The organism is Pseudomonas sp. LBUM1668 (assembly GCF_059695715.1).
On the sequence record NZ_CP166787.1, the window covers coordinates 191,293 to 213,989 of the forward strand.

Annotated in this window: 19 protein-coding genes and 1 tRNA gene; 16 read left to right on the plus strand and 4 right to left on the minus strand. The window is 59.7% G+C overall.

The features are described from left to right. The first annotated feature begins 88 nt into the window (after positions 1 to 88). Genes pgaA through pgaD form a run of 4 tightly spaced genes read left to right on the plus strand, consistent with a single transcriptional unit; the run spans position 89 to position 6,460 of the window. Positions 89 to 2,569 (plus strand): poly-beta-1,6 N-acetyl-D-glucosamine export porin PgaA, encoded by a 2,481-nt coding sequence (gene pgaA, locus ACA061_RS00835; protein WP_497300403.1) that lies wholly within the window; start codon positions 89 to 91, stop codon positions 2,567 to 2,569. Between the two features lie 12 nt (positions 2,570 to 2,581). Beyond that, positions 2,582 to 4,579 (plus strand): poly-beta-1,6-N-acetyl-D-glucosamine N-deacetylase PgaB, encoded by a 1,998-nt coding sequence (pgaB, locus tag ACA061_RS00840; protein ID WP_497300404.1) that lies wholly within the window; start codon positions 2,582 to 2,584, stop codon positions 4,577 to 4,579. A 1-nt stretch (position 4,580) separates the two neighbouring features. Next, positions 4,581 to 5,936 (plus strand): poly-beta-1,6-N-acetyl-D-glucosamine synthase, encoded by a 1,356-nt coding sequence (gene pgaC, locus ACA061_RS00845; protein WP_497300405.1) that lies wholly within the window; start codon positions 4,581 to 4,583, stop codon positions 5,934 to 5,936. Further along, positions 5,933 to 6,460, plus strand: a complete 528-nt coding sequence (gene pgaD, locus ACA061_RS00850; protein ID WP_150603962.1) for a poly-beta-1,6-N-acetyl-D-glucosamine biosynthesis protein PgaD — start codon at positions 5,933 to 5,935, stop codon at positions 6,458 to 6,460. The genes pgaC and pgaD overlap by 4 nt, the downstream gene beginning before the upstream one ends. Before the next feature lie 102 nt (positions 6,461 to 6,562). Here pgaD and ACA061_RS00855 read toward each other — a convergent pair whose 3' ends face one another. Beyond that, positions 6,563 to 8,086 (minus strand): FAD-dependent oxidoreductase, encoded by a 1,524-nt coding sequence (locus ACA061_RS00855; protein WP_497300406.1) that lies wholly within the window; start codon positions 8,084 to 8,086, stop codon positions 6,563 to 6,565. 139 nt (positions 8,087 to 8,225) lie between these two features. Here ACA061_RS00855 and ACA061_RS00860 point away from each other — a divergent pair, with 139 nt between their 5' ends. From ACA061_RS00860 to ACA061_RS00890, 7 genes are all read left to right on the plus strand, one after another. Beyond that, on the plus strand, positions 8,226 to 8,786 hold the full coding sequence (locus ACA061_RS00860) for a YbhB/YbcL family Raf kinase inhibitor-like protein (RefSeq protein WP_150603960.1): 561 nt from the start codon (positions 8,226 to 8,228) through the stop codon (positions 8,784 to 8,786). A gap of 87 nt (positions 8,787 to 8,873) precedes the next feature. Then, complete coding sequence (locus ACA061_RS00865) at positions 8,874 to 10,547, plus strand: vWA domain-containing protein (protein WP_497300407.1); 1,674 nt, start codon at positions 8,874 to 8,876, stop codon at positions 10,545 to 10,547. A gap of 29 nt (positions 10,548 to 10,576) precedes the next feature. Next, positions 10,577 to 11,158, plus strand: coding sequence for an RNA polymerase sigma factor (locus tag ACA061_RS00870; protein ID WP_210701305.1), 582 nt, complete (start codon positions 10,577 to 10,579; stop codon positions 11,156 to 11,158). Next, the gene (locus ACA061_RS00875) at positions 11,155 to 11,745 is read left to right on the plus strand and encodes a hypothetical protein (RefSeq protein ID WP_210701283.1); all 591 of its coding nucleotides are present in this window, start codon (positions 11,155 to 11,157) and stop codon (positions 11,743 to 11,745) included. Before ACA061_RS00870 ends, ACA061_RS00875 begins: the two co-directional genes overlap by 4 nt. 21 nt (positions 11,746 to 11,766) lie before the next feature. After that, on the plus strand, positions 11,767 to 12,039 hold the full coding sequence (locus ACA061_RS00880; RefSeq protein WP_210701282.1) for a hypothetical protein: 273 nt from the start codon (positions 11,767 to 11,769) through the stop codon (positions 12,037 to 12,039). A 107-nt stretch (positions 12,040 to 12,146) separates the two neighbouring features. Continuing rightward, on the plus strand, positions 12,147 to 12,446 hold the full coding sequence (locus ACA061_RS00885; protein WP_150618399.1) for a type II toxin-antitoxin system Phd/YefM family antitoxin: 300 nt from the start codon (positions 12,147 to 12,149) through the stop codon (positions 12,444 to 12,446). Continuing rightward, entirely contained in the window at positions 12,443 to 12,760 is a 318-nt protein-coding gene (locus tag ACA061_RS00890) for a type II toxin-antitoxin system RelE/ParE family toxin (RefSeq protein ID WP_210701281.1), read from the plus strand. The genes ACA061_RS00885 and ACA061_RS00890 overlap by 4 nt, the downstream gene beginning before the upstream one ends. A gap of 66 nt (positions 12,761 to 12,826) precedes the next feature. On the opposite strand, the gene ACA061_RS00895 is transcribed toward ACA061_RS00890, so the two are convergent. Beyond that, positions 12,827 to 12,903, minus strand: a tRNA-Arg gene (locus ACA061_RS00895). A gap of 442 nt (positions 12,904 to 13,345) precedes the next feature. Between ACA061_RS00895 and gabD the strand changes: the two genes are divergently transcribed. The 3 genes from gabD (at position 13,346) to ACA061_RS00910 (ending at position 17,599) form a co-directional block, all read left to right on the plus strand. Continuing rightward, entirely contained in the window at positions 13,346 to 14,788 is a 1,443-nt protein-coding gene (gabD, locus tag ACA061_RS00900) for an NADP-dependent succinate-semialdehyde dehydrogenase (RefSeq protein ID WP_042557069.1), read from the plus strand. A 185-nt stretch (positions 14,789 to 14,973) separates the two neighbouring features. Continuing rightward, on the plus strand, positions 14,974 to 16,251 hold the full coding sequence (gabT, locus tag ACA061_RS00905) for a 4-aminobutyrate--2-oxoglutarate transaminase (protein WP_150603954.1): 1,278 nt from the start codon (positions 14,974 to 14,976) through the stop codon (positions 16,249 to 16,251). A gap of 136 nt (positions 16,252 to 16,387) precedes the next feature. Further along, positions 16,388 to 17,599 (plus strand): response regulator, encoded by a 1,212-nt coding sequence (locus tag ACA061_RS00910; RefSeq protein WP_150603953.1) that lies wholly within the window; start codon positions 16,388 to 16,390, stop codon positions 17,597 to 17,599. Positions 17,600 to 17,718: 119 nt separating this feature from the next. Here ACA061_RS00910 and ACA061_RS00915 read toward each other — a convergent pair whose 3' ends face one another. Further along, complete coding sequence (locus ACA061_RS00915; RefSeq protein ID WP_210554414.1) at positions 17,719 to 18,708, minus strand: GGDEF domain-containing protein; 990 nt, start codon at positions 18,706 to 18,708, stop codon at positions 17,719 to 17,721. Positions 18,709 to 18,944: 236 nt separating this feature from the next. Beyond that, entirely contained in the window at positions 18,945 to 20,129 is a 1,185-nt protein-coding gene (gene desA / locus ACA061_RS00920; protein ID WP_150603951.1) for a delta-9 fatty acid desaturase DesA, read from the minus strand. Between the two features lie 146 nt (positions 20,130 to 20,275). Here desA and dibA point away from each other — a divergent pair, with 146 nt between their 5' ends. Continuing rightward, positions 20,276 to 22,195, plus strand: a complete 1,920-nt coding sequence (gene dibA / locus ACA061_RS00925; RefSeq protein ID WP_150618402.1) for a phosphodiesterase DibA — start codon at positions 20,276 to 20,278, stop codon at positions 22,193 to 22,195. A gap of 237 nt (positions 22,196 to 22,432) precedes the next feature. Beyond that, complete coding sequence (gene oscA / locus ACA061_RS00930) at positions 22,433 to 22,615, plus strand: sulfur starvation response protein OscA (protein WP_007917682.1); 183 nt, start codon at positions 22,433 to 22,435, stop codon at positions 22,613 to 22,615. Positions 22,616 to 22,697: the final 82 nt, after the last annotated feature.

The window sequence follows — 22,697 nt, forward strand, 5'->3', positions numbered from 1 at the left end:
AGCTTGGCCGAGCGTTGTTGGCTCGGCTCCGTTACGAATGGGCAAGGAGGGCATTGAGACCCGGCTAGCCATGTAAGGATGCTGACGAATGCCGCGTATTGATGTTCCCGTATTGCATCGTGGTTTACGCCCTTTGTTCCGCGTAGCGCTGTGCAGCCAATTACTTTGGCCGGCACTCGCGTTTGCCGATACACCCTATGATCAGATGGTGCGCGACGCCCGTGCCGGGCAAACCACGCCTGCGCTGACGGTGCTGCGTCAGGTGCCGCCGGGTCAGGCGACCACCGGACAGATCAGCGATCACCTGCAAATTGCCAGTTGGGCCGGGCTCGACGCCGAAGTGGTGCAGGTCTATGAAACCCAGGGCCGTTCCCGCGTGCTGCCGATTCAGGCGCTGACGGCCACTGCTCGCGCCTACCGCAACCTCAAACGTTGGGATCAGGCGACACAGGTCTATAACAAGGCCTTGGCGCTGGAGCCGGACAACGCCGACCTGCAACTGGGTCTGGCCCTGACTCAGGCTGACGCCGGCCAACCCGATCAAGCCGTAACTCGCGCCAAAGCGCTGGTCGCCGCCAAGCCTGATGATCCTTCGCGCCGTTTGGCATTGGGCTACGCGCTTAGCCGTGCCGGCAAGCAATATGACGCCTTGTTCGAATACGATCAGGCCTTCATTCGCGCAGGCAAAAAACCGGAAGTCGCCCGCGAATACGTGGTCGCGCTGCAAAAGGCGCGTCTGCCTGAACCGGCACTGCGCCTGGCCCATCAGCGTCCGGGGCTGATCGATCCGGTCACCCTGCGCCGCCTCGAAGGCGATCTGGCTGCCGAACGCGTGCGCCTCGCTGAACTCGCGACTCGCAGCGAAAAAGAACGCTACGTGATCGCCGACCGTGCCTTGGCCGATTACGACAAACTGCTCGCCACCTGGACGCCCGACGCCAGCGCCAAAGACGACGTGACCCGCTGGCGCATCGACCGCATGGGCGCGCTCAAGGCCCGGGCGCGTACCGCCGACATCATCAGCGAATACCAGAAACTGCAAGCCGAAGGCGTGAAGATTCCCACCTACGCCCAGCGCTGGGTGGCCGCAGCCTATCTGGACCAGCGCGAGCCAGAAATAGCCTCTGATCTGTATCGCCAAGTGCTGTCGGCGCCGGACGCCGATGTCGGTGATCGTCTGGAAGACACCACTGCGCTGTACTACTCGCTGCTTGAAAGTGACCGCGCCGACGAAGCGCGCAAAGTCGCCGAAGACTTGGCCAAGTCCCAGCGCCCACGCGTTGAACTCAAGGGCTTGCCAATAGGCAACCCAAACGATGAATGGATGGACGCCCAGCAACTCGCAGCGCAGGCCGGTACCTATGGCTCCGACCTGCCCCATGGCGAAGAGCGTTTGCAGACGCTGGTCGATCAGGCGCCGGGCAACGTCGGTTTGCGCCTGGCTCAAGCCGACCTGTACCTGGCCCGCAACTGGCCACGTCGCGCTGAAATCCAGCTCAAGGACACCGAAAGCATGGTGCCGCGCGACATGGGCCTGGAAGTTGCTCAGGCCCGCACCGCCATGCAGTTGCAGGAATGGCGGCAGATGGATGCGCTGACCGACGATGTGGTCGCGCGTTATCCGGACAACCGTCAGGTGCAGCGTCTGGCCCGTGAGCGTGAAGTCCACGACATGTCCGAACTGCGCGTCGAAGCCTACGGCGGCAAGGCCAATGGCGGTAGCGGCGGCGATGGCGGCGCGGTCAGTGGCAGTCGCGATTTCGGCATCCAGACTACGTTGTACAGCCCGCCGATCGATGAAGACTGGCGCGTGTTCGCCGGTGCCGGTTATGCCACTGGCGACTTCGCCGAAGGCACCGGCCACCACCGTTTTCAACGCGTCGGTCTGGAGCGTCGCACCCGCGACATGACCCTCGAAGCCGAAATCTCCAATCACGATTATGGCTTCGGCGACAAACAGGGTGCGCGACTGGCGATCGCCCGCGACATCAATGACAACTGGCAGTACGGCGGCAGCCTCGAATACCTCTCGGCGGAGACGCCGTTGCGCGCGCTCAACAGCGACATCAAGGCCAACGGTGGCAGCGGGTTTATCCGCTGGCGCGCCAACGAAAGCCGCGAGTGGCGGCTGTCGGTGAGCCCGTCGCACTTCAGTGATGGCAACAACCGCGTCGAAGCCTTGCTCACCGGACGCGAAGGCGTCTACAGCGCGCCGAACGTGCAAGTCGATGCGGGCCTGGAAGTCGGCACCAGCCACAACTCCAAATCCGATGACGTGCCGTACTTCAACCCCAAATCCGACTTCAGTGTGATGCCGCTGATCAACGTCAATCACGTGCTCTACCACCGTTACGAAACCTCCTGGAGCCAGCAGTTCCAGGCGGGTGCGGGTACGTACAGCCAGCGTAATCACGGCACCGGCGGCATGGCGTTGCTCGGCTACGGCCAGCGTTATGCCTGGAACGACGTGTTCGAGGTGGGCGGTTTGTTCAGTGTGATCAACCGGCCCTATGACGGCGATCGGGAGACCGATCTGCGTCTGCTCGTCGACCTCACTTTCCGCTTCTAGAAGAGTTTGAAGATGCCTTTTATTTCGCGTTTCATCCTTCTGCTGGGAGCGCTGCTGGTCAGCGCTTGCGCCCAGCAAGCCCCGGCCTTCACACCGCCCTCCGAGCGCCCGGTGGCGGCCAGTGAAAAACCGTGGCCGAAGAATCACGTGCTCGGCATCGCTTATCACGATGTCGAAGATCTTGATCCCGATCAGGCCGTGGTGGCGGTGCGCACCGAGCGCATGATCGAACAGCTCGCCTGGCTGCGGGAGAACAACTACAAACCGGTCACGGTCGACCAGATCATGGCCGCACGCAAGGGCGGACCAGAGTTGCCGGCGAAGGCGATTCTGCTCAGTTTCGACGACGGATATTCAAGCTTTTACACCCGCGTGCTCCCAGTGTTGCGCGCCTATAACTGGCACGCGTTGCTGGCGCCGGTCGGCAGCTGGATCGACACGCCGCTGAACCAGCCAGTGGATTTTGCCGGTACGCCGCGAGCGCGCTCCGACTTCCTGACCTGGGAGCAGGTACGCGAGATCTCCAGGTCCGGGCTGGTGGAAATCGCCGCCCACACCGATGCCAACCACAAAGGCATCCTCGCCAACCCGCAAGGCAACCTGCAGCCTGCTGCCGCGACCCGCCGTTACGATCCGCTGACCAAACGCTATGAGTCCGAGGCCGATTTTCAGGCGCGGATTCGCAACGACGTCAGCAACATCTCGGAAAAAATCCGCAAGGCCACCGGTTACAAACCGCGGGTCTGGGTCTGGCCATATGGCGCGGCGGACGGCACTTCGCTGACCGTGGTGGGTGAGGAGGGCTATGAAATGGCCCTGACCCTCGATGACGGTCTCGACGCCCTCGACAACCTGATGAGCAGCCCGCGCTTCCTCGTTGCGTCCGATCCTGACGGCACGCATTTCGCCAACAGCATTGTCTCGGCGCAGGCGGATTTCGCCATGCGCGTGGTGCACGTGGATCTGGACAACGTCTACGACCCGGACCCGGTGCAGCAGGACATCAACCTCGGCAAACTGGTGCAGCGCATGGCCGACATGGGTGCCAACACCGTATTCCTGCAAGCCTTCGCCGATCCGCAGGGCGACGGTCTGGTGCACTCACTGTACTTCCCCAACCGCCACTTGCCGGTGCGCGCGGATATTTTCGACCGCGTGGCCTGGCAACTGCGTACCCGTGCCCACGTCAAAGTCTTCGCCTGGATGCCGGTGCTGAGTTTTGCTCTCGATTCGAAATTGCCGCGCGTCATGCGCTGGGATCCGGAAACCGGTGCCACCTCGGTCGCTCCTGATCAGTACAAACGGCTGTCGCCGTTCGATCCGGAAGTACGGCGAATCATTGGTGAAATCTACGAAGACGTGGCGCGCCTGACCTCGGTCGACGGCATCCTTTACCACGACGATGCCGTGTTCTCGGACTTCGAAGACGCCGGCCCACAAGCATTGAAGGTGTACGCCGCAAACGGCTTGCCGGGTTCGATCGCAGCACTGCGTGATGACCCGGCGGCAATGCAGCGCTGGACGCGCTTCAAGAGTCGTTACCTGATCGATTTCACCAACGAACTCACCGCCAAAGTCCGCGCCATTCGAGGGCCGCAAGTGCAGACCGCGCGCAACATCTTCGCCGAGCCGATGCTCAATCCACACAGCGAAGAATGGTATGCACAGAACCTCGATGACTTCCTCGCGACCTACGACTGGACGGCGCCGATGGCCATGCCGCTGATGGAAAAACAGACTCAGGAACAGTCCGGCCCATGGCTGGAAACGCTGGTGCAAACCGTCAGCAAACGCCCCGGCGCGCTGAACCGCACGGTATTCGAATTGCAGGCCCGCGACTGGACGAAAAAGGATCAGGCCGACATCGATGGCGCGCATCTGGCGGATTGGATGGGCCGCCTCAAGCGTCAGGGCGCGACCAGTTTCGGCTACTACCCGGACAACTTCCTCGACAACCTGCCGGACCTGAAAACCGTACGGCCTGCACTCTCCAACAAATGGAACCCATGACATGCTGGATAGACTGTTAGCCCTGCTTGTTCTGGCGCTCGTCCTCGGCGTACCGCTGGGGTTGATCTTCCTGGTCACCGGGCAGTTCCTGATGGACTTCGTGTTTTTCTACCCGTTGTTCATGTCTGGCTTGTGGATTGCCGGTGGCCTGTATTTCTGGCTGCACTGGGAGCGGCACTGGCCGTGGAAGGACGACACGCTGCCGCCGTCACTGGCAGGCGAGCCGCTGATCTCGATCCTGATCCCTTGCTACAACGAAGGCGACAACGCCGCCGACACCATCCATGCGGCGCTGGCCCAGCATTACCCGAACATCGAAGTCATCGCGATCAACGACGGCTCCAAGGACAACACCGCCGAAGTGCTCGACCGGCTGGCCAAGGAAGACCCACGGCTGCGGGTCCTGCACCTGGCGGAAAACCAGGGCAAGGCTGTCGCCCTGCGTATGGGCGCGATTGCCGCGCGCAGTGAATATCTGGTGTGCATCGACGGCGACGCGCTGCTGGCGCCGAACACGGCGGCCTATCTGGTCGCGCCGATGCTCGACAACGCACGGCTTGGCGCGGTGACCGGCAACCCGCGGATTCGTACGCGTTCGACGCTGGTCGGACGGGTGCAGGTCGGCGAGTTCTCATCGATCATCGGGCTGATCAAACGCACTCAGCGCGTGTTCGGGCGGATCTTCACCGTGTCCGGTGTCATCGTCGCGTTCCGCCGCTCTGCACTGAACCGGGTGGGCTACTGGAGCCCGGACATGATCACCGAAGACATCGACATCAGCTGGAAGCTGCAACTCGACCACTGGAGCATTTTCTACGAGCCCCGCGCCCTGTGCTGGATTCTGATGCCGGAAACCCTCGGCGGCCTGTGGACGCAGCGGTTGCGCTGGGCACAGGGTGGCGCCGAAGTGCTGTTCAAGAACATTCGCGGCATCTGGCAGTACCGCCATCGTTACCTGTGGCCGCTGCTGTTCGAATACTGCCTGTCGACCGGTTGGGCGTTCACCTTCCTGCTGTCGGTGATTTTCTGGGGCGTCGGCAAATTTGTGGTCATGCCAGAAGCCATCGCGGTGGACCACCTGATGCCGCCGGCATTTACCGGGTTGCTGCTGGCGTTCGTGTGTCTGGTGCAGTTTGCGGTCAGCATCGTCATCGACCGCCGCTATGAACCGGGGCTGGGCCGGACGATGTTCTGGGTGATCTGGTACCCGCTGGTGTTCTGGTTGATCAGTCTGCTGACCACGCTGGTCAGTTTCCCCAAGGTGCTGTTCGGCCAGCATCAGAAACGTGCGCGTTGGGTCAGTCCTGATCGGGGCATCAAACCGATCGGCGACGACGAAGAGGAAGTCATCAAATGAAAATCATCCGGACCCGCCAGCGGCCAATCCTGGTCGTGATCGACGTTATCCTCACCGTGCTGGCCTGGGTCGGCCTGCTGTTTCTGCTGATGCGCGGGCTATGGCCGCTGATAGAAACCCACGCCGGCGCGCCGCGCATCGACAGCTCGGCGTTCGATGCGCTGGGCACGTTGCAGATTTACCTGTGGATCGCTGTGGTCAACGCCGTGATCCTGATTGCATGGGCGCGTTATCAACAGCGCAAAAGCAGAAGCTTCGCTCAGCGTCGTTTGCCGTCACCGGTGATCGACGATGCAGGGCTGAGCAAGAGCTTCAAACTCTGCGATGACCGTCTGCAAAAACTGCGCACCCCCGGGGTGATGACCATCCACAACGATCAGGAAGGTGACATCAGTCATGTGGTGACGCATTTCTGGCCAGTGACACAAGCGCAATTGCCATCGCCACTGGCGCCGCTGGAACATCCGCGGGTGATCTTCTTGCACGCCGAGGATGACGACAACCGCGAGCCGCTGACCCGATAAATGAACTTAGGGTCCTGTAGGAGCTGCCGCAGGCTGCGATCTTTTGATCTTTTTAACGTCAAAAGATCGCAGCCTGCGGCAGCTCCTACACGGGATTGGTGTTTACTCGCGGATCAGTTTCCAGGCAACGTCCATCGGCAACGGCTGCTTCAAGCGCTCAGCCAGTATCGCCATCGCCCGTTCTTTTTCGCAGGCCACTGCCGCGACAACGATACCGTTTTTGCCGAACAGGCCGATGAAGGGCGGCTGCTCGGGTTCACCCATGAATTCGATCTCATCCCATTGCTCGGCATGGCCGAGGTATTCGTAGTTCTTGCCGAAGTGCCACGTCCAGAAAAACGGCACATCAAGGTAATGCTCGTCGCCACCGAGCATGTTGGCGGCGGCAATTCGCGCGTGTTGCTGGGCCAGGCGCCAGTGTTCGATGCGCTGTGGCTGGCCGCTCAGCGGGAACGTGGCGATATCGCCGATGGCCCACAGACCTTCTTCCACACGCATGCCCGCATCGACGCGCAGAGATTGATCCTCATCCCTCGGCAGTGACGCAAAAGCTTCGGTGGCGGGATGTACGCCGACGCCGGCCAGCACCAGATCCGCCGAAAGTCGCAAACCATTGTCCAGTAGCACCGCCTCGACTTTACCGCTGCCGGTGATCTCCTGCGCCTCATGCGCGGTGATGAACTTCACGCCGTTTTCTTCGTGCAAGGCGCGGATGGCTTTGCCCACAGCGTCGCCGAACTGAGCGGCGAAAGGGATCGCGTGGCGAGCGAGTACTGTGACGTCGAGGCCGTGCTGGCGCAGGGCCGAGGCACATTCGAGAGCGATGAAGCTGTCGCCGATAATCACTGCGCGTTGATCGGGTGCGGCGGCGTTCATGATCTGTTCGGCCTGGGTTTTTGAACGCAGGACGAAGACTTGCGGCAGTTCGGCGCCGGGCAGTTCCAGAGGGTTGGGCTCGCCGCCGGTGGCCAGCACGGCGGCGGCATAACTCACCGTGTTGCCATCGCTTAAATGAATAGTTTTCGCTTGCGCATCGAGTGAGGTGATTTCCCCTTGGAGGCGTTCGATACGTTGCTCTCTATAAAAAGCTTCATCACGCAACGCCGGGATTTCTTCTGACGGCATCTCGCCAGCGAGGACGAATTTGCTCAGCACCGTGCGGTCGTACCCGGCATCGGGCTCGCGGTCGATCATTGTGATGCGGCCGCCAAAACCCTTTTCTCGCAGCGCCGCCGCACACGCGGTGCCTGCGGCACCCGCACCGACAATCACGAACGTGCGTGTATCGTCAGCTGGCGGGATGTGCGGATCGGCAATCGGCTGGTCATCCACCCAAACCTCATCGTCACGCAGCTCCAGCGGATAACGCTTGAGGCTGTCGAGGGCTGGCGGCTCGCACAGCGCACCGTCTTCGGCGCGGAAAGTCGCCTTGTGCCACGGGCAGATCAGCCGTCCATGACACAACGCACCGTCAGCCAAAGGCGCGCCGGCATGCGGGCATTCACCCTGAAACGCTCGTAATTCGCCGGCGGCACGCAGCAGCACAATCTTGCAGTCGCCGATTTTCACTTCCAGACCACGATCTTCAGGAACATCGGCGAAACGGGCGACACGGTGCAGAGACATGTTCGGCTTCCTCGCGGGCATTTCTCTTACGAGTTTGCGGCGCAGTGCGAGGTTCAGCCATTTGCTACTGCCAAGGCACGAACGGTACAGCTATAGTTTGCAAGCCGACGACGGCCCCACTGCACAAGGTGCTCCCGGAATGACCCGATTGACCTCTCTCAACCCTTGGCTGGCGGCCATTGCCGTCGCACTTTGCGTGCAGTTTCCGGCGCAGGCCCAGGAGCGCTTCACCCTGAGCATCCCGGGAGTGTCCGATAATCGTCTGTTCACTTCGGCCGCGGCCAGCGATGCGGCCGGTTGCGGCGGCAAGAACCAGTCACCCGCGCTGAGCTGGAACGCCGGCCCTACCGGAACCCTGAGCTACGCGATTGTCATGCACGACCCGGACGGTCAGAAAGGCCTGGGCGTCGATCACTGGATTCACTACGGCATCAAGCCGACGACTCACCAGATTGCTGCGGGTGTCGGTGCCAAATCCGCTTTCGAAGGCGTCGGCGGCACCAACAGCAAGGGCAACACTCATTACATGGGGCCGTGCCCACCGGTCGGCGACAGCGCGCATCACTACATCATCCAGCTCTACGCGCTGGATCTGGCCCCGGACGCCTTGCCTGCCGGTCTGACCCGTGCCGAACTGATGGAAAAAATCAAAGGCCACGTGCTGCGCAACAGCAGTGCGGTGCGGCGTTATCACCGCTGAAAATTTTTTCAGTCGCGTTTAACCCGAACTGAAAGGGCTGCCCGTCTCAGTGGATGAATGATCAATTTCATCCCGAGGTCAGCCCCCATGTCTCTTCCTCTTTTGCGTCCTGTAGTGGTCGGTATTTTGCTGGCCATCGGCGGTTGCGGTGTCTCTTCCAAACCTGATTCCGCTGCTGCACCGGCTCAGACTGAAGCCGTTGTGCAACATGAAGTGATCATGGCTGACGGTGCCATGGCCAAGCGCAGCGCGCGTCCGGCACCCATTGCCAGTTTTGCCGCAATGCCTGCCAGGGAAAGTTATCCACAAGGCTATCTCGACGAGCAGCGCGAGCAATATCAGGCGCTTGCCGACAATCCGATCCACAGCGTCGCCGAAACGCCGGTTTCGACCTTCAGCGCCGACGTGGATACCGGCGCCTATGCCAACGTTCGCCGCTTGCTCAATCAGGGACGCCTGCCACCGGAAGGCGCGGTGCGGCTGGAGGAAATGGTCAATTACTTCCCCTACGACTACGCATTGCCCAGCGATGGCTCACCTTTTGGCGTAACCACCGAACTGGCAGCATCGCCGTGGAACCCGCACACGCGTTTACTGCGCATCGGCATCAAGGCTTCTGACCGCGCGGTTGCGCAATTGGCCCCGGCCAATCTGGTTTTTCTGGTCGACGTGTCCGGTTCGATGGATCGCCGCGAAGGGTTGCCGATGGTCAAAAGCACGCTGAAACTGCTGGTTGATCAATTGCGTGATCAGGATCGGGTTTCGCTGGTGGTGTATGCCGGCGAATCCAGAGTGGTGCTTGAGCCCACATCCGGACGAGAAAAAGCGAAGATTCGTACAGCCATCGAGCAACTAACTGCGGGCGGCTCCACTGCCGGTGCGTCCGGCATCGAACTGGCCTACCAAATGGCACAACAGGGGTTTATCGCCAAAGGCATCAACCGCATCCTGCTGGCCACCGACGGCGACTTCAACGTCGGCGTCAGCGACTTCGACAGCCTTAAACAAATGGCTGTGGATAAACGTAAAACCGGTATTTCCCTGACCACCCTGGGTTTTGGTGTGGATAACTACAATGAACACTTGATGGAACAACTGGCCGATGCCGGCGATGGCAACTACGCCTACATCGACAACCTGCGCGAGGCGCGCAAAGTGCTGGTGGATCAACTCGGCTCGACGCTCACCGTGGTGGCGAAAAACGTCAAATTGCAGGTGGAGTTCAATCCCGCGCAAGTCAGCGAGTATCGCCTGCTCGGCTACGAAAACCGTGCGTTGAAGCGTGAGGATTTCAGTAATGACAAAGTCGATGCTGGCGAAATCGGCGCAGGACACACGGTGACGGCGTTGTATGAAATTGTTCCGGCAGGCGAGAAGGGCTGGCTGGAACCGCTTCGCTACGGTAAATCGAGTGCGGCTGTTTCCGAGAAGAATGGGGAGTTGGCAATGCTGCGTGTGCGATATCAACAGCCTGAAGGTGGGAAAAGTCTGCTGATCGAGCGGCCGATTGCCAATCAGGTTGTGCCAGCCAGCGAGGATTTGCGTTTTGCTGCGGCGGTCGCCGCGTTTTCCCAGCAACTCAAGGACGGTCGTTATACCGGCGATTTCAACCTGAAGGACACCGAAGCGCTGGCCCGTGGTGCCCGTGGCGATGACCGTTTTGGTCTTCGCAACGAGTTTGTGCAACTGGTCGAACTGGCGCAGAGCCTGCGCAACTCCACCGCATCGAATGCACTGCCCACTGAGCGACGGATTGAATAGTGAGTCGTCTGAAAGGCTTCATCAGTCAGCTGTTTGCTTCGCCGGACAGCCCCACCGCCAGCAGCGATGAATCGCTGTTGGCGCGTTATCGCGAGGGCGACGGCGCGGCGTTCGAGATCTTGTACGCCCGCCACCGTCAGGGTTTGTATCGGTTTCTGCTCGGTTTGAGTGGCAAACCCGAACTGGCTGACGAAGTCTTTCAGGAAACCTGGCTGAGCCTGATCCGCAGCGGCAGTCAGCCACAAGGTCGAGCGACATTTCGTACATGGCTGTTCCAGATTGCCCGTAACCGTCTGATCGACCATTGGCGCAAACATGGCGCCCGGCAACCGCTGCACGACAGTTACGATGAACAAATCCACGCGATCAGCGATGAAGCCACCGATCCCGAACAACTGCTGAGTCTCAGTCGCGACAGTCAGCGCCTGGAAAACGCCCTGCAATCGCTGCCCACCGATCAACGCGAAGTGTTCCTGCTGCGCGCCCACGGCGACCTCGACCTGGCGCAAATCGCCAGCCTCACCGAAACGCCGCTGGAAACCGTCAAAAGCCGCTTGCGCTACGCCCAGCACAAACTGCGTCGGCTGCTGGCCGAGGAGGTACTGACATGAACGACGCCCGCCAGACACCCGAAGATCCGGTCATTAAACATGTGCGCGAACAGCACAACGCTGAACCGCCAACGCACCTTGATGCGTTCATCCTCAATGCTGCCCTGCGCGAAGGCCCGGCGGTTAAGCCAAGCCTGTGGCAACGCTGGCTCGACGCTTGCCGCAAACCGCGCTGGCAAGTCGCATTCGCCAGCCTCGTAGGCGTGGCCCTGATGCTGTCGTTGGTGCAACGCGCGCCCGAGCCGCAGCAGCAATTCGACTTTGCGCCCGCCGCCAAACCCGCCGCGCCACTGGCGCGTAAACAAGCGCCCGAAGCATTGAGCGCCCCGGCAGGCGCCATGTCCGCACCCGCGCCGATGGCAGAAATGGCCGCGCCGATGCAAAGCGAATCGATCCAGGCCGACGAAGCCAAAGTCAGCAAACGCGCCGCCGCCCCGGCCAACGGCCTCGACGAACAACTGCGCGAAGTCCTGCGCCTGCGCGAATCCGGCCAAGCACAAGCCGCCGACAGCCTGTTCAACAACCTGCACAAACGCTACCCAAACGCCGACCTCGACGCCCGGCTCAAACAAATCCAGAAGAACTGACCGCCCTGTTCGCCCAGCCATTTGGCATTGCCCCGCAAAAACGCGCACTATCGGGCCATAGCTGAAGCGCTGGAGAACACCGTGGCACCAAAAATCGACCGTATCGCCCAACTCCTCAATTGCCCGCAAAAGGGCGAAGAGATGCGGCGCGCGATTACCGAAGCGCGTAAGGAATTTCTGCTGAGCCAGCAGGAAGAGGATGTGCTTCAGGAAGAGGACGTTTTTGAGGAGGAGGTTGAAGGGGAAGACGAGGAGGATGAGGATTACGATGAGTTTGATTGGACGACGGAGTAGTGCCGGTTCGCCAGACTTACACTTTATAAGTAACCAAGCTGCTCGTTGACCCTGATCTCAAAAAAAGAGCACTATAAAGTACATTTTTATGTACCTTTGGAGGCTCTATGGAGCAGTTGCTCGCTAACCGCTCGGTAAGTATCACCGAATTGAAACGCAGCCCCAGCACTGTGATCGAGCAGGCCGGGTTGGAGCCTATCGCCGTTCTCAACCATAATCGTCCCGCCGCCTATTTGTTGGCTCACGCGACGTATCAGGAGCTGCTGGATCGCTTGCGAGCCGCTGAATTGCGCGAGGCGATTGCCGCAAGTCGTAATGACCATCGTCAGGCGGTAGCTTCAGACACTGTTTTTGCCGAGCTCGATGCGCTGATTGATGATGTAGAGTCTGAGCAGAATCGTGTATGAGGCGGCTGTTATTTTCCGCACTCGCCCGTGAGGATCTTCAGCAGATTACCCGCTACATTGCTCGTGACAATCCCGGACGGGCTCGGAGCTTCATTGGTGAGTTGCGTGTTCGTTGTGATCAGTTGGTCAGCCAGCCGAATCAAGGAATATCCCGAGATGAAGCTGCCAAAGGGCTGAAAATGATCGCCCACGGTCGATACCTGATTTTTTACTCACTTATAGAGAGCGATGTTCAGGTAGAGCGGGTTCTGCATAGTGCGCGCGACATTGCTCGACTGTTTGATTCCGATAACCTGGATCGCCAGCCTCAATAGTTAAATACAGTCGCCCACAAAAAAGCCCCGGACCATCACAGTCCGGGGCTTTTTCATTTCTATTCATGGTGCACCAGGCGGGATTCGAACCCACGACCACTGCCTTCGGAGGGCAGTACTCTATCCAGCTGAGCTACTGGTGCAGCGGGCGACATCATACCTAGGTCGGCTCGGGGCGTCCATGCTGCGTTTCGGCACCTATTGTCAGTGCGCGTGTCGGAATAAAACGCTGCATTCCATAAAGCGGTAACGTCCTGCAAAACCCTCGCTTGGCGCTTTCGCAGGGCTGTTCTATGGTTTTCCTGCGGCAGGGGCTTTTTGTGCGTTGATCTGAAAATTTCCACAAACACGCCGTTTTTGTTCTTTTTTTCGAACGCCCTATTGTCCTTTAACCCCTTTGCTCCTACGATCCGTTTGAGATTTCAAACGCCCGTTGATTGGGTGTTGAAGCGCAGGTGTTCCGAAGCGTGCACTATTCTTGCGCCTCACCCGGTCACTGATTTCCCTGACGGCAGCCTTGCGAGGCGCCTTTCTACAATCATAATTTGCTCCGCGCAGGCCGCGGTGCTGTTAAGGAAAGCCGACATGCAGCTTAAAGACACCCAGTTGTTCCGCCAGCAAGCCTTCATTGATGGCGCTTGGGTCGATGCGGACAACGGTCAGACGATCAAGGTCAATAACCCGGCAACTGGCGAAATCCTCGGCACCGTGCCGAAGATGGGTGCTGCCGAAACCCGCCGTGCCATTGAAGCCGCTGACAAAGCGCTGCCGGCCTGGCGTGCATTGACCGCCAAGGATCGTGCGAACAAGCTGCGTCGCTGGTTCGAACTGATCATCGAGAACCAGGACGACCTCGCTCGCCTGATGACGCTCGAGCAGGGCAAGCCGCTGGCCGAAGCCAAGGGCGAAATCGTTTACGCCGCTTCGTTCATCGAATGGTTCGCCGAAGAAGCCAAGCGCATCTACGGTGACGTGATTCCGGGTCACCAGCCAGACAAGCGTCTGATCGTTATCAAGCAGCCAATCGGCGTTACTGCGGCCATCACCCCGTGGAACTTCCCGGCAGCGATGATCACCCGTAAGGCTGGCCCTGCACTGGCTGCCGGTTGCACCATGGTGCTCAAGCCAGCTTCGCAAACTCCATTCTCCGCATTCGCTCTGGCTGAACTGGCTCAGCGTGCCGGCATTCCTGCTGGCGTGTTCAGCGTGGTGTCCGGCAGCGCCGGCGACATTGGCAGCGAGCTGACCAGCAACCCGATCGTGCGCAAACTGTCCTTCACCGGCTCGACCGAAATCGGCCGTCAGCTGATGGCTGAATGCGCCAAGGACATCAAGAAAGTTTCGCTGGAACTGGGCGGCAACGCTCCGTTCATCGTGTTCGACGATGCGGACCTGGATAAGGCCGTCGAAGGCGCGATCATTTCCAAATACCGTAACAACGGTCAGACCTGCGTCTGCGCCAACCGTCTGTACATTCAGGATTCGGTCTACGATGCGTTCGCCGAGAAACTGAAAGTGGCTGTAGCCAAACTGAAGATCGGCAACGGTCTGGAAGACGGCACCACCACTGGTCCGCTGATCGACGAAAAAGCCGTGGCCAAGGTGCAAGAGCACATCGCTGACGCTGTAGCCAAAGGCGCAACCGTATTGGCTGGCGGCAAGCAAATGGAAGGCAACTTCTTCGAGCCGACCATCCTGACCAACGTGCCGAAAAACGCGGCAGTGGCCAAGGAAGAAACCTTCGGCCCACTGGCGCCGTTGTTCCGTTTCAAAGACGAAGCCGAAGTGATCGCAATGTCTAACGACACCGAGTTCGGTCTGGCTTCGTACTTCTATGCTCGCGATCTGGGCCGTGTGTTCCGTGTGGCTGAAGCTCTGGAATACGGCATGGTTGGCGTCAACACCGGGCTGATCTCCAACGAAGTCGCACCGTTCGGCGGTATCAAGGCTTCGGGCCTAGGCCGTGAAGGCTCCAAGTACGGCATCGAAGATTACCTGGAAATCAAATACCTCTGCCTGGGCATCTAAGCCGGGGAAAGGGATCGCTGCAAACGCAAAGGGCACGAGAGCGCTGTCCCTTTGCGTGTTTCAAACCGGAATTTTCTCTGCGGCCGGGAACGCCGTGGCAGTCGATCATCGCATGCTGCCACCGTCGCTTCCTCCCGCTTAATCCTTGAACCACGCCGCCCGATGAGCGGCGAATGAGGACTGTAATGAGCAAGACTAACGCTGAACTGATGGCCCGCCGTAACGCTGCTGTACCTCGTGGTGTTGGCCAGATTCACCCGATCTTCGCCGAATCCGCGAAGAACGCTACCGTGACTGACGTTGAAGGTCGTGAATTCATCGACTTCGCCGGCGGTATCGCCGTGCTGAACACCGGCCACGTGCACCCGAAAATCATCGCTGCCGTGACCGAACAGCTGAACAAGCTGACTCACACCTGCTTCCAGGTGCTGGCCTACGAGCCGTACGTTGAGCTGTGTGAAAAAATCAACGCCAAGGTGCCTGGTGATTTCGCCAAGAAAACCCTGCTGGTCACCACCGGTTCCGAAGCGGTGGAAAACGCCGTGAAAATCGCTCGTGCTGCCACTGGCCGTGCTGGCGTGATCGCCTTCACCGGCGCTTACCACGGTCGCACCATGATGACTCTGGGCCTGACCGGTAAAGTCGTGCCTTACTCGGCCGGCATGGGCCTGATGCCTGGTGGCATCTTCCGCGCGCTTTACCCGAACGAACTGCACGGCGTGAGCATCGACGACTCGATCGCTTCCATCGAACGCATTTTCAAGAATGACGCCGAGCCGAAAGACATCGCCGCGATCATCATCGAGCCTGTACAGGGCGAAGGTGGTTTCTACGTCGCGCCGAAGGAATTCATGAAGCGTCTGCGTGCCCTGTGCGACCAGCACGGCATCCTGCTGATTGCTGACGAAGTGCAAACCGGCGCTGGCCGTACCGGTACGTTCTTCGCCATGGAACAGATGGGCGTTGCTGCCGACCTGACCACCTTCGCCAAATCCATTGCAGGCGGTTTCCCGCTGGCCGGTGTGTGTGGCAAGGCTGAATACATGGACGCCATCGCACCAGGCGGCCTGGGCGGCACTTACGCCGGTAGCCCGATCGCTTGCGCCGCTGCTCTGGCCGTGATGGAAGTGTTTGAAGAAGAACACCTGCTGGACCGCTGCAAGGCTGTCGGCGAGCGTCTGGTCACCGGCCTCAAAGCCATCCAGGCCAAGTACCCGGTGATCGGCGAAGTCCGTGCTTTGGGCGCGATGATTGCCGTTGAGCTGTTCGAAAACGGCGACAGTCACAAGCCGAACGCTGCCGCTGTAGCGTCCGTTGTGGCCAAGGCTCGCGACAAGGGCCTGATCCTGCTGTCCTGCGGCACCTACGGCAACGTGCTGCGCGTACTCGTACCGCTGACCTCGCCGGACGAGCAACTGGACCAAGGTCTGGCGATCATCGAAGAGTGCTTCTCCGAGCTCTGATCACCCAGTGTGACCTGATCGACAAAAAACCCGCTTCGGCGGGTTTTTTTATGCCCCTGAAACACATCGCCTGCTTTAGCGCTGTATCGAATGGCCATCATTGGCTAAGGTTCAGGCATTGCAAGGGAGAGCGTGCATGACTGCCGTTGATTTACCCGCCGTACCCCGAGTGCTGATTGCCGAAGCTGATCCGTGGTCCCGGGACCTGCTCAAACAAGTGTTGCTGAACGTGCGTTGTGATGCGCGGTTGGACCTGTGTGCCGATGGCAAGCAAGCGATGGCGATGCTCAGTGAAGTGCCGTACGACCTGGCCATCGTCGATTGGGAATTACCCGGCGTCGATGGTTTGAATGTGTTGCGCAGTGTGCGTCAGCGCAAACGTAATCCACCGCTGCCGTTCATTTTGATGAGCAGCCGCAACGACAGTGCCAGCGTGCGTGAAGCCATACTGCTGGCGCCGACGGCGTACCTGACCAAACCGCTGAACATGGAAAGCCTGACCGAGCGTTTGCAGGGTTTGCTGCTGAATGCCGGGGAAGAAGTGTTCTGTGAGGTGCCAGCGCTGGCGCCCGGCATGACCTTGTCGGTATTCCTTGAGCGACGCCGTGAGCAGGCCGACGGCGCGCCGTTGATGACGGATGTGCAGGTCGCGGTCAAGCGCAGCCTCAATCCTGGTGGTCTCGATCTGACGGTGCTGCAACAGGAAATTCGTACCGATCCGCAGATTACAGCGGTATTGATTGCGGCGGCCAACAGCGCCGCGCAACACCATGGCGCACCGGTGCAAACTGTGGCTCAGGCACTGCAGCGGCTTGGCACGGGGCAAAGCATGAATCTGATTCTGGGGCTGGCGCTCAAACGCAGCGCCCGGCTTAGCGACCCATGTCTGGCGGACTACGCCGAACGTTATTGGGGGCTGTCGCTGCACACCGCTGAATACGCGCGCACGCTGGCGCGGTTGCTCGATCTGGATCAGGAGCGGTGCTATTGCGCGGGCATGCTGCATCGTCTGGGTGATCTGGCGTTGCTGCGCTGTTTGCAAGAATGGAAACAGGCGGGCGGTGAGCTGGACGATCTGGAGGAAGTGGGTGAAGCGTTGGCGCAATTTGGCGCGGCGTATGGTTCTGCGCTGCGCACCCGTTGGCGACTGCCGCTGGAACTGCGTGAGTTGATTGCCTCGGTCTACCAGCTCGGCGGCGGGGTGTATTCCCGCGAGGCGCTGGTGATGAACATGGCGGCGCAAATGGCTCGCCTGACCGAGCATGAAGGTATCGAGGCGTTGGCGAAGAGCCGGACGGCGCGGTTGCTCAAGATCGGTTTGCCGGAGTTGATGCGGATGCGTAAATAGCCAGATTCCAATGTAGGAACTGCGGCACGCTGCGATCTTTTGATCCTGATCTTTAAAGTCAAAAGATCGCAGCGTGCCGCAGCTCCTACAGGGGATTTGGTTGGGCTTGAGCCAAAGGTTCAGCCGGAGATAATCCGGTTCTTGCCCTGACGCTTGGCTTCATACATCGCCGTATCCGCCCGGGCGAACAGGCTGTCGAGGCTTTCGTCGCTGTCGGTGAGGCTGGTCAGGCCCTGGCTGACGGTGATGCCGAACGTCTGGCCGTCATGGCTGAAGCTCAAACGCTGAATCTCCTGTTGCAGCCGCTCGGCGACTTGCATGGCCATGTCGGGAGCGCAGCCGGGGAACACCGCGGCAAATTCTTCACCGCCTATTCGCCCGAACAAATCTCCCCGTCGCAACGAGGCGCGTCCACATACGGCAATGGCTTGCAGCACGCTGTCGCCTTGAGGGTGGCCGTAGGTGTCGTTGATCATTTTGAAGTCATCGATATCCAACAGCAGAAACGCCAGTGGCGAGCCTTGCAGCCGCGCCTCTTCGAACTCGCGATTGGCGCATTCGAAAAAATGCCGGCGGTTGCTGCTCTGGGTCAACACATCGGTGGTGGCCAGACGTTGCAGCTCGGTTTCCATCTGCTTTTTATCGGTGATGTCTTCAGCGATGCCGACGATGATCACCGGTTGCCCGGGCTCGTCCTGACGATTGATGAAGCATTTGTCGCTGAGCCAGCGCACCTGCCCGTCAGCGGCGATGATCCGGTACTCGCGATCTTCCACGGCGCCTTTGTGCAGGACTTCGGCGAGGCTGCGTTCAGCGTAATCCAGATCGTCGGGATAGATGCTGTCGCGCCACTGGTTGTAGTCAGCCAGCAAAAGCCCTGCCGAGCGACCGAAAATCCGCTCATAGGCCGGGCTGACGTACAGCACCTGGCGGGTTTCCCAGTTGAATGCCCAAAGCACGGCGTTGACACTGACCAGCAGCGAGCTGAACAGCTGTTCGCGTTCGCTCAGACGAGCGACTTCGCCCTGGGCGTGCATCAATGCCATGAGTGTTTGCGCGGCCTCGGGCCACTGCGGGAGGGATGAGTCTTTTTGGTTGTTGTTGACCATCGGCACAGTTCTCAGAGGGCGTGCCGCGTCGACAACAACGGCCACACCTAAGCCCGCCGGAATGGCGAAGTCTTTGAGATAGGGGATTTTCGGCGAAGTTCCCAACGGTAGTGGGGTTCTGCTAGGCGGTAAGGATGACGCGGTCCCTCAATGAAAACGCGTCGTCTGGTTTTGCGACTGCTGCGCAGCCGATCGGGGATAAATCCCCTCGCCACAGGGGATCCCATTGTTACCCGTCAGGTGGTGGCTGGGCGCAACGAGTAGGTTTTCAACTGGTCGGCAAACTCGCGCAGGGACTGAATACCGCTGGCTTCCGCCTCGTGAATCCACTCTTTGATGGCGGCGAGCATATCGTGGCCATTGGAGCTGGTCTTGACCCAGATCTGCTGCAGGGCCAGGCGTTTTTCGTAAATGACCTTCAGCGCCTGGCTGTGCTCGAGCATGCTCTGGATGCGCGCGTGGTGGCGATCTTCCAGCAGGCTGGTTTCCCGCGAGAGCAGGCGTTTGGCGCGGTGGAACTGGTGACGCACCGAGTGATCGACTTTGGCCAACTCCTGCTTGACCAGCGGGCCGATGACCAGTTTGCGGTACTGGGCCATGATCTGGAAGCGGTTGTTGAGGATCGCCATGGCGGTGTCCATGTCCAGATTGCCTTTGCCTTCGACGCGGTGGGCGATCGGCGCTACACGTTGCACCTTGGCCAGACGAAAGAAGCTGAAGACTTTGATCCATGCCCAGCCAAGGTCGAATTCCCACTTCTTCACCGACAGCTTGGCCGAGTTAGGGTAGGTGTGATGGTTGTTATGCAGTTCTTCGCCGCCGATCAGGATGCCCCAAGGCACCAGATTGGTTGCCGCGTCGCGGCATTCGAAGTTGCGATAACCGACCGCATGGCCCAGACCGTTGATGACGCCGGCGGCCCACACCGGGATCCACATCATCTGGATCGCCCAGATGGTGATGCCGATGGTGCCGAACAGCAGCAGGTCGATGACGCCCATGATTGCCACGCCCAACAGCGGGTAACGGCTGTAGACGTTGCGCTCGATCCAGTCTTCGGGGCAGTTCTTGCCGTAGATGCGCAGGGTTTCCGGGTTCTGGGCTTCGGCGCGGTACAGCTCGGCGCCGGTACGCAGTACCGTGGACAAACCCTTGATGACCGGGCTGTGCGGGTCATCTTCGGTTTCGCATTTGGCGTGGTGCTTACGGTGGATGGCGGTCCACTCGCGGGTGTTCTGCGCCGTGGTCAGCCACAGCCAGAAACGGAAAAAGTGCTTCAGGCCGGCATTCAGCTCCAGGGAGCGATGGGCCGAGTAGCGGTGCAGATAGACCGTGACGCCGACAATCGTCACGTGGGTCATCAGCAAGGTGACCGCGACCAGAGACCAGGCCGACAAGCCAAGAAAACCTTCGTACCACATAGGCTATAGGGCCCTCGATAAAGATAAAAACAGCCGATGCATTATCACTAAGCACACAGATAAAACCAGTCACGCTTTCAGATAAGAGTTAGCTGGATGTTTCCTGACCTATAATCCCACTTTTTTGTAGGGACATGGATGGCCTAATGCCTGACACTTATCGCGATGCCTTGCGTGCAGCGCTGCTCTATCTCGTACTCGCGGCGGTCTGGCTGCAAGGTACTGGCTATTTATTAAACAATTTCTTCGATAACCCGGTCCAACTCGCACGATGGCAACTGATCAACGGTTATGTCTTCGCGGCGGTCAGTGCCGGGCTGATTTTTCTGGCGCGGGCGCGGTTGTATGAGTTTCTAGGGATCGGTGCGAGGTTGCGTGAACGTCACGCTGACCGGGAGCGCTTGCGGCAGGCAGCGGCCGTGTTCGATTGCACCCGCGAAGGCGTTTTGGTCACCAGCCATCAAGGGCTGATCGTGCACGTCAATCGTGCGTTTATCGAGATCACCGGTTATCTGCGCGAAGAAGTGCTCGGCCAACAACCCAGTCTGTTCAAGTCCGGCCATCATCCGCCGGGCTTCTATCAGGCGATGTTCGCCACGCTCGAATCGCAAGGCGAGTGGAGCGGCGAGATCTGGAACCGCCGCAAAAGCGGGGAGATTTATCCCCAATGGCAAACCATCCGCGTCATTCATGATGATCAGGGGCGGATCAGTCATTACGTGGCGGTGTTTTCCGATATCAGTGCGATCAAGCATTCCGAGCATGAGCTTCAGCACCTTGCCCACCACGATCCGCTGACCGATCTGCCCAACCGTCTGTTATTCAGCGATCGTACCGAACAGGCCCTGGCATCGGCGCAGGTCCATAAGCGCGGCTGTGCGCTGCTGTTGCTCGATCTGGATCACTTCAAGATGATCAACGACAGCCTCGGGCACAACGTTGGCGATCGTTTGCTCAAAGCGGTGGCGACCCGTTTGCGGGAGCTGTTTGGGCCCGGCGTCACCGTGGCGCGGCTTGGTGGTGATGAATTCGCGGTATTGGCAGAAAGTTGTCCACAGCCCGGCCAGGCGGCGGCGTGCGCCCAGCGCATTCTCGATGCACTGAAGGAGCCGGTCGGCATCGACGGCGATGAGTTGTTCATCAACGCCAGTGTCGGCATAAGCCTGTTCCCCAGCGATGCGCTCAGCGCCGGCCAGCTGTTGCGCAATGCCGATGCGGCGCTGTTCAAGGCCAAGAGTAGCGGGCGCAACGGTTATGCCTTGTACACCGAAGAGCTCACCGCTCACGCCCAGAAACGGGTCGAAATCGCCTTCGAACTGCGCCGTGCGCTGGAGCAACAGGAGTTGCGGGTCTATTACCAACCGGTGCATGACCTTAAAACCAGTCGCCTGATCGGCGTTGAAGCCTTGGTGCGCTGGCAGCATCCGCAGCGCGGACTGGTGTCGCCGGCAGAATTCATCCCGATCGCCGAGCGCACCGGGTTAATCGCCGAGATCGATGCCTGGGTGATGCAGCAGGCTTGCCAGCAGATGTGCCAGTGGCAGCAGGCCGGGGTGGTATTGGCGTTTGTGGCTGTGAACGTGTCGTCGCGGTTGTTTGCCCGGCGTGAGCTGTATCAGCAGGTGGCGCAGGTGCTGCGCGAGACCGGGCTGGATCCGGCGTATCTGGAACTGGAAGTGACCGAAAGCGCGGTGATGGACGATCCGGAGGTGGCGCTGGAGCAGATGCATCGCTTGCGTGAATTGGGTATTCGTCTGGCCATCGATGATTTCGGCACCGGCTATTCGTCGTTGCTGCGGCTCAAGCGCTTGCCGGTGCAAAAGCTCAAGATTGATCAGGGATTTGTTGCCGGTTTGCCGTGGGACGAGGATGACGCGGCGATTGTCCGGGTGATCATCGCGCTGGCGCAGAGTATGGGCATGCAGGTGCATGCCGAAGGGATCGAGCAGGTTGAGCAAGCGGCGTTTTTGCTGGAGCAGGAATGTGATCTGGGGCAGGGATATTGGTTTGGGCGGCCGGTGCCGGCACAGGAGATAGATTGGGCGAGAAAACCGGTGATTGGTTAAAAGATCAAAAGATCGCAGTCTGCGGCAGCTCCTACACGATCCATGTAGGAGCTGCCGAAGGCTGCGATCTTTTGCTCCGCCAACGCGCAACCCCTTGCCCCGCCACATAATGTTTTCTGGTTATATAAACATTCTTAAATAGTCTTTTTAAGAATATCTGCGCCTCTCTTATATTGCTCCCATGCCGAACGCAGTGCCGCCCACTGCCAGGCCTATCCCATTCAAAGGAGCAGCACCATGAGCGCATCCCTTCGCAGCGTTGACGGTCAGGACGAAAGCACCATCTTGCGTGAAATCCAGAGCGCCCTGCGCGATCTGCGGTTTGGCGCGGTGGAGATCACTGTGCACAACGCTCAAGTCGTGCAGATCGAACGCAAAGAGAAATTCCGTTTGCAGCAGCCCGGTAAACAACCTGGCTAAAAGATCGCAGCCTGCGGCAGCTCCTACAGGGGGCTGTGTGTAGGAGCTGCCGAAGGCTGCGATCTTTTATCCATGGGCAACC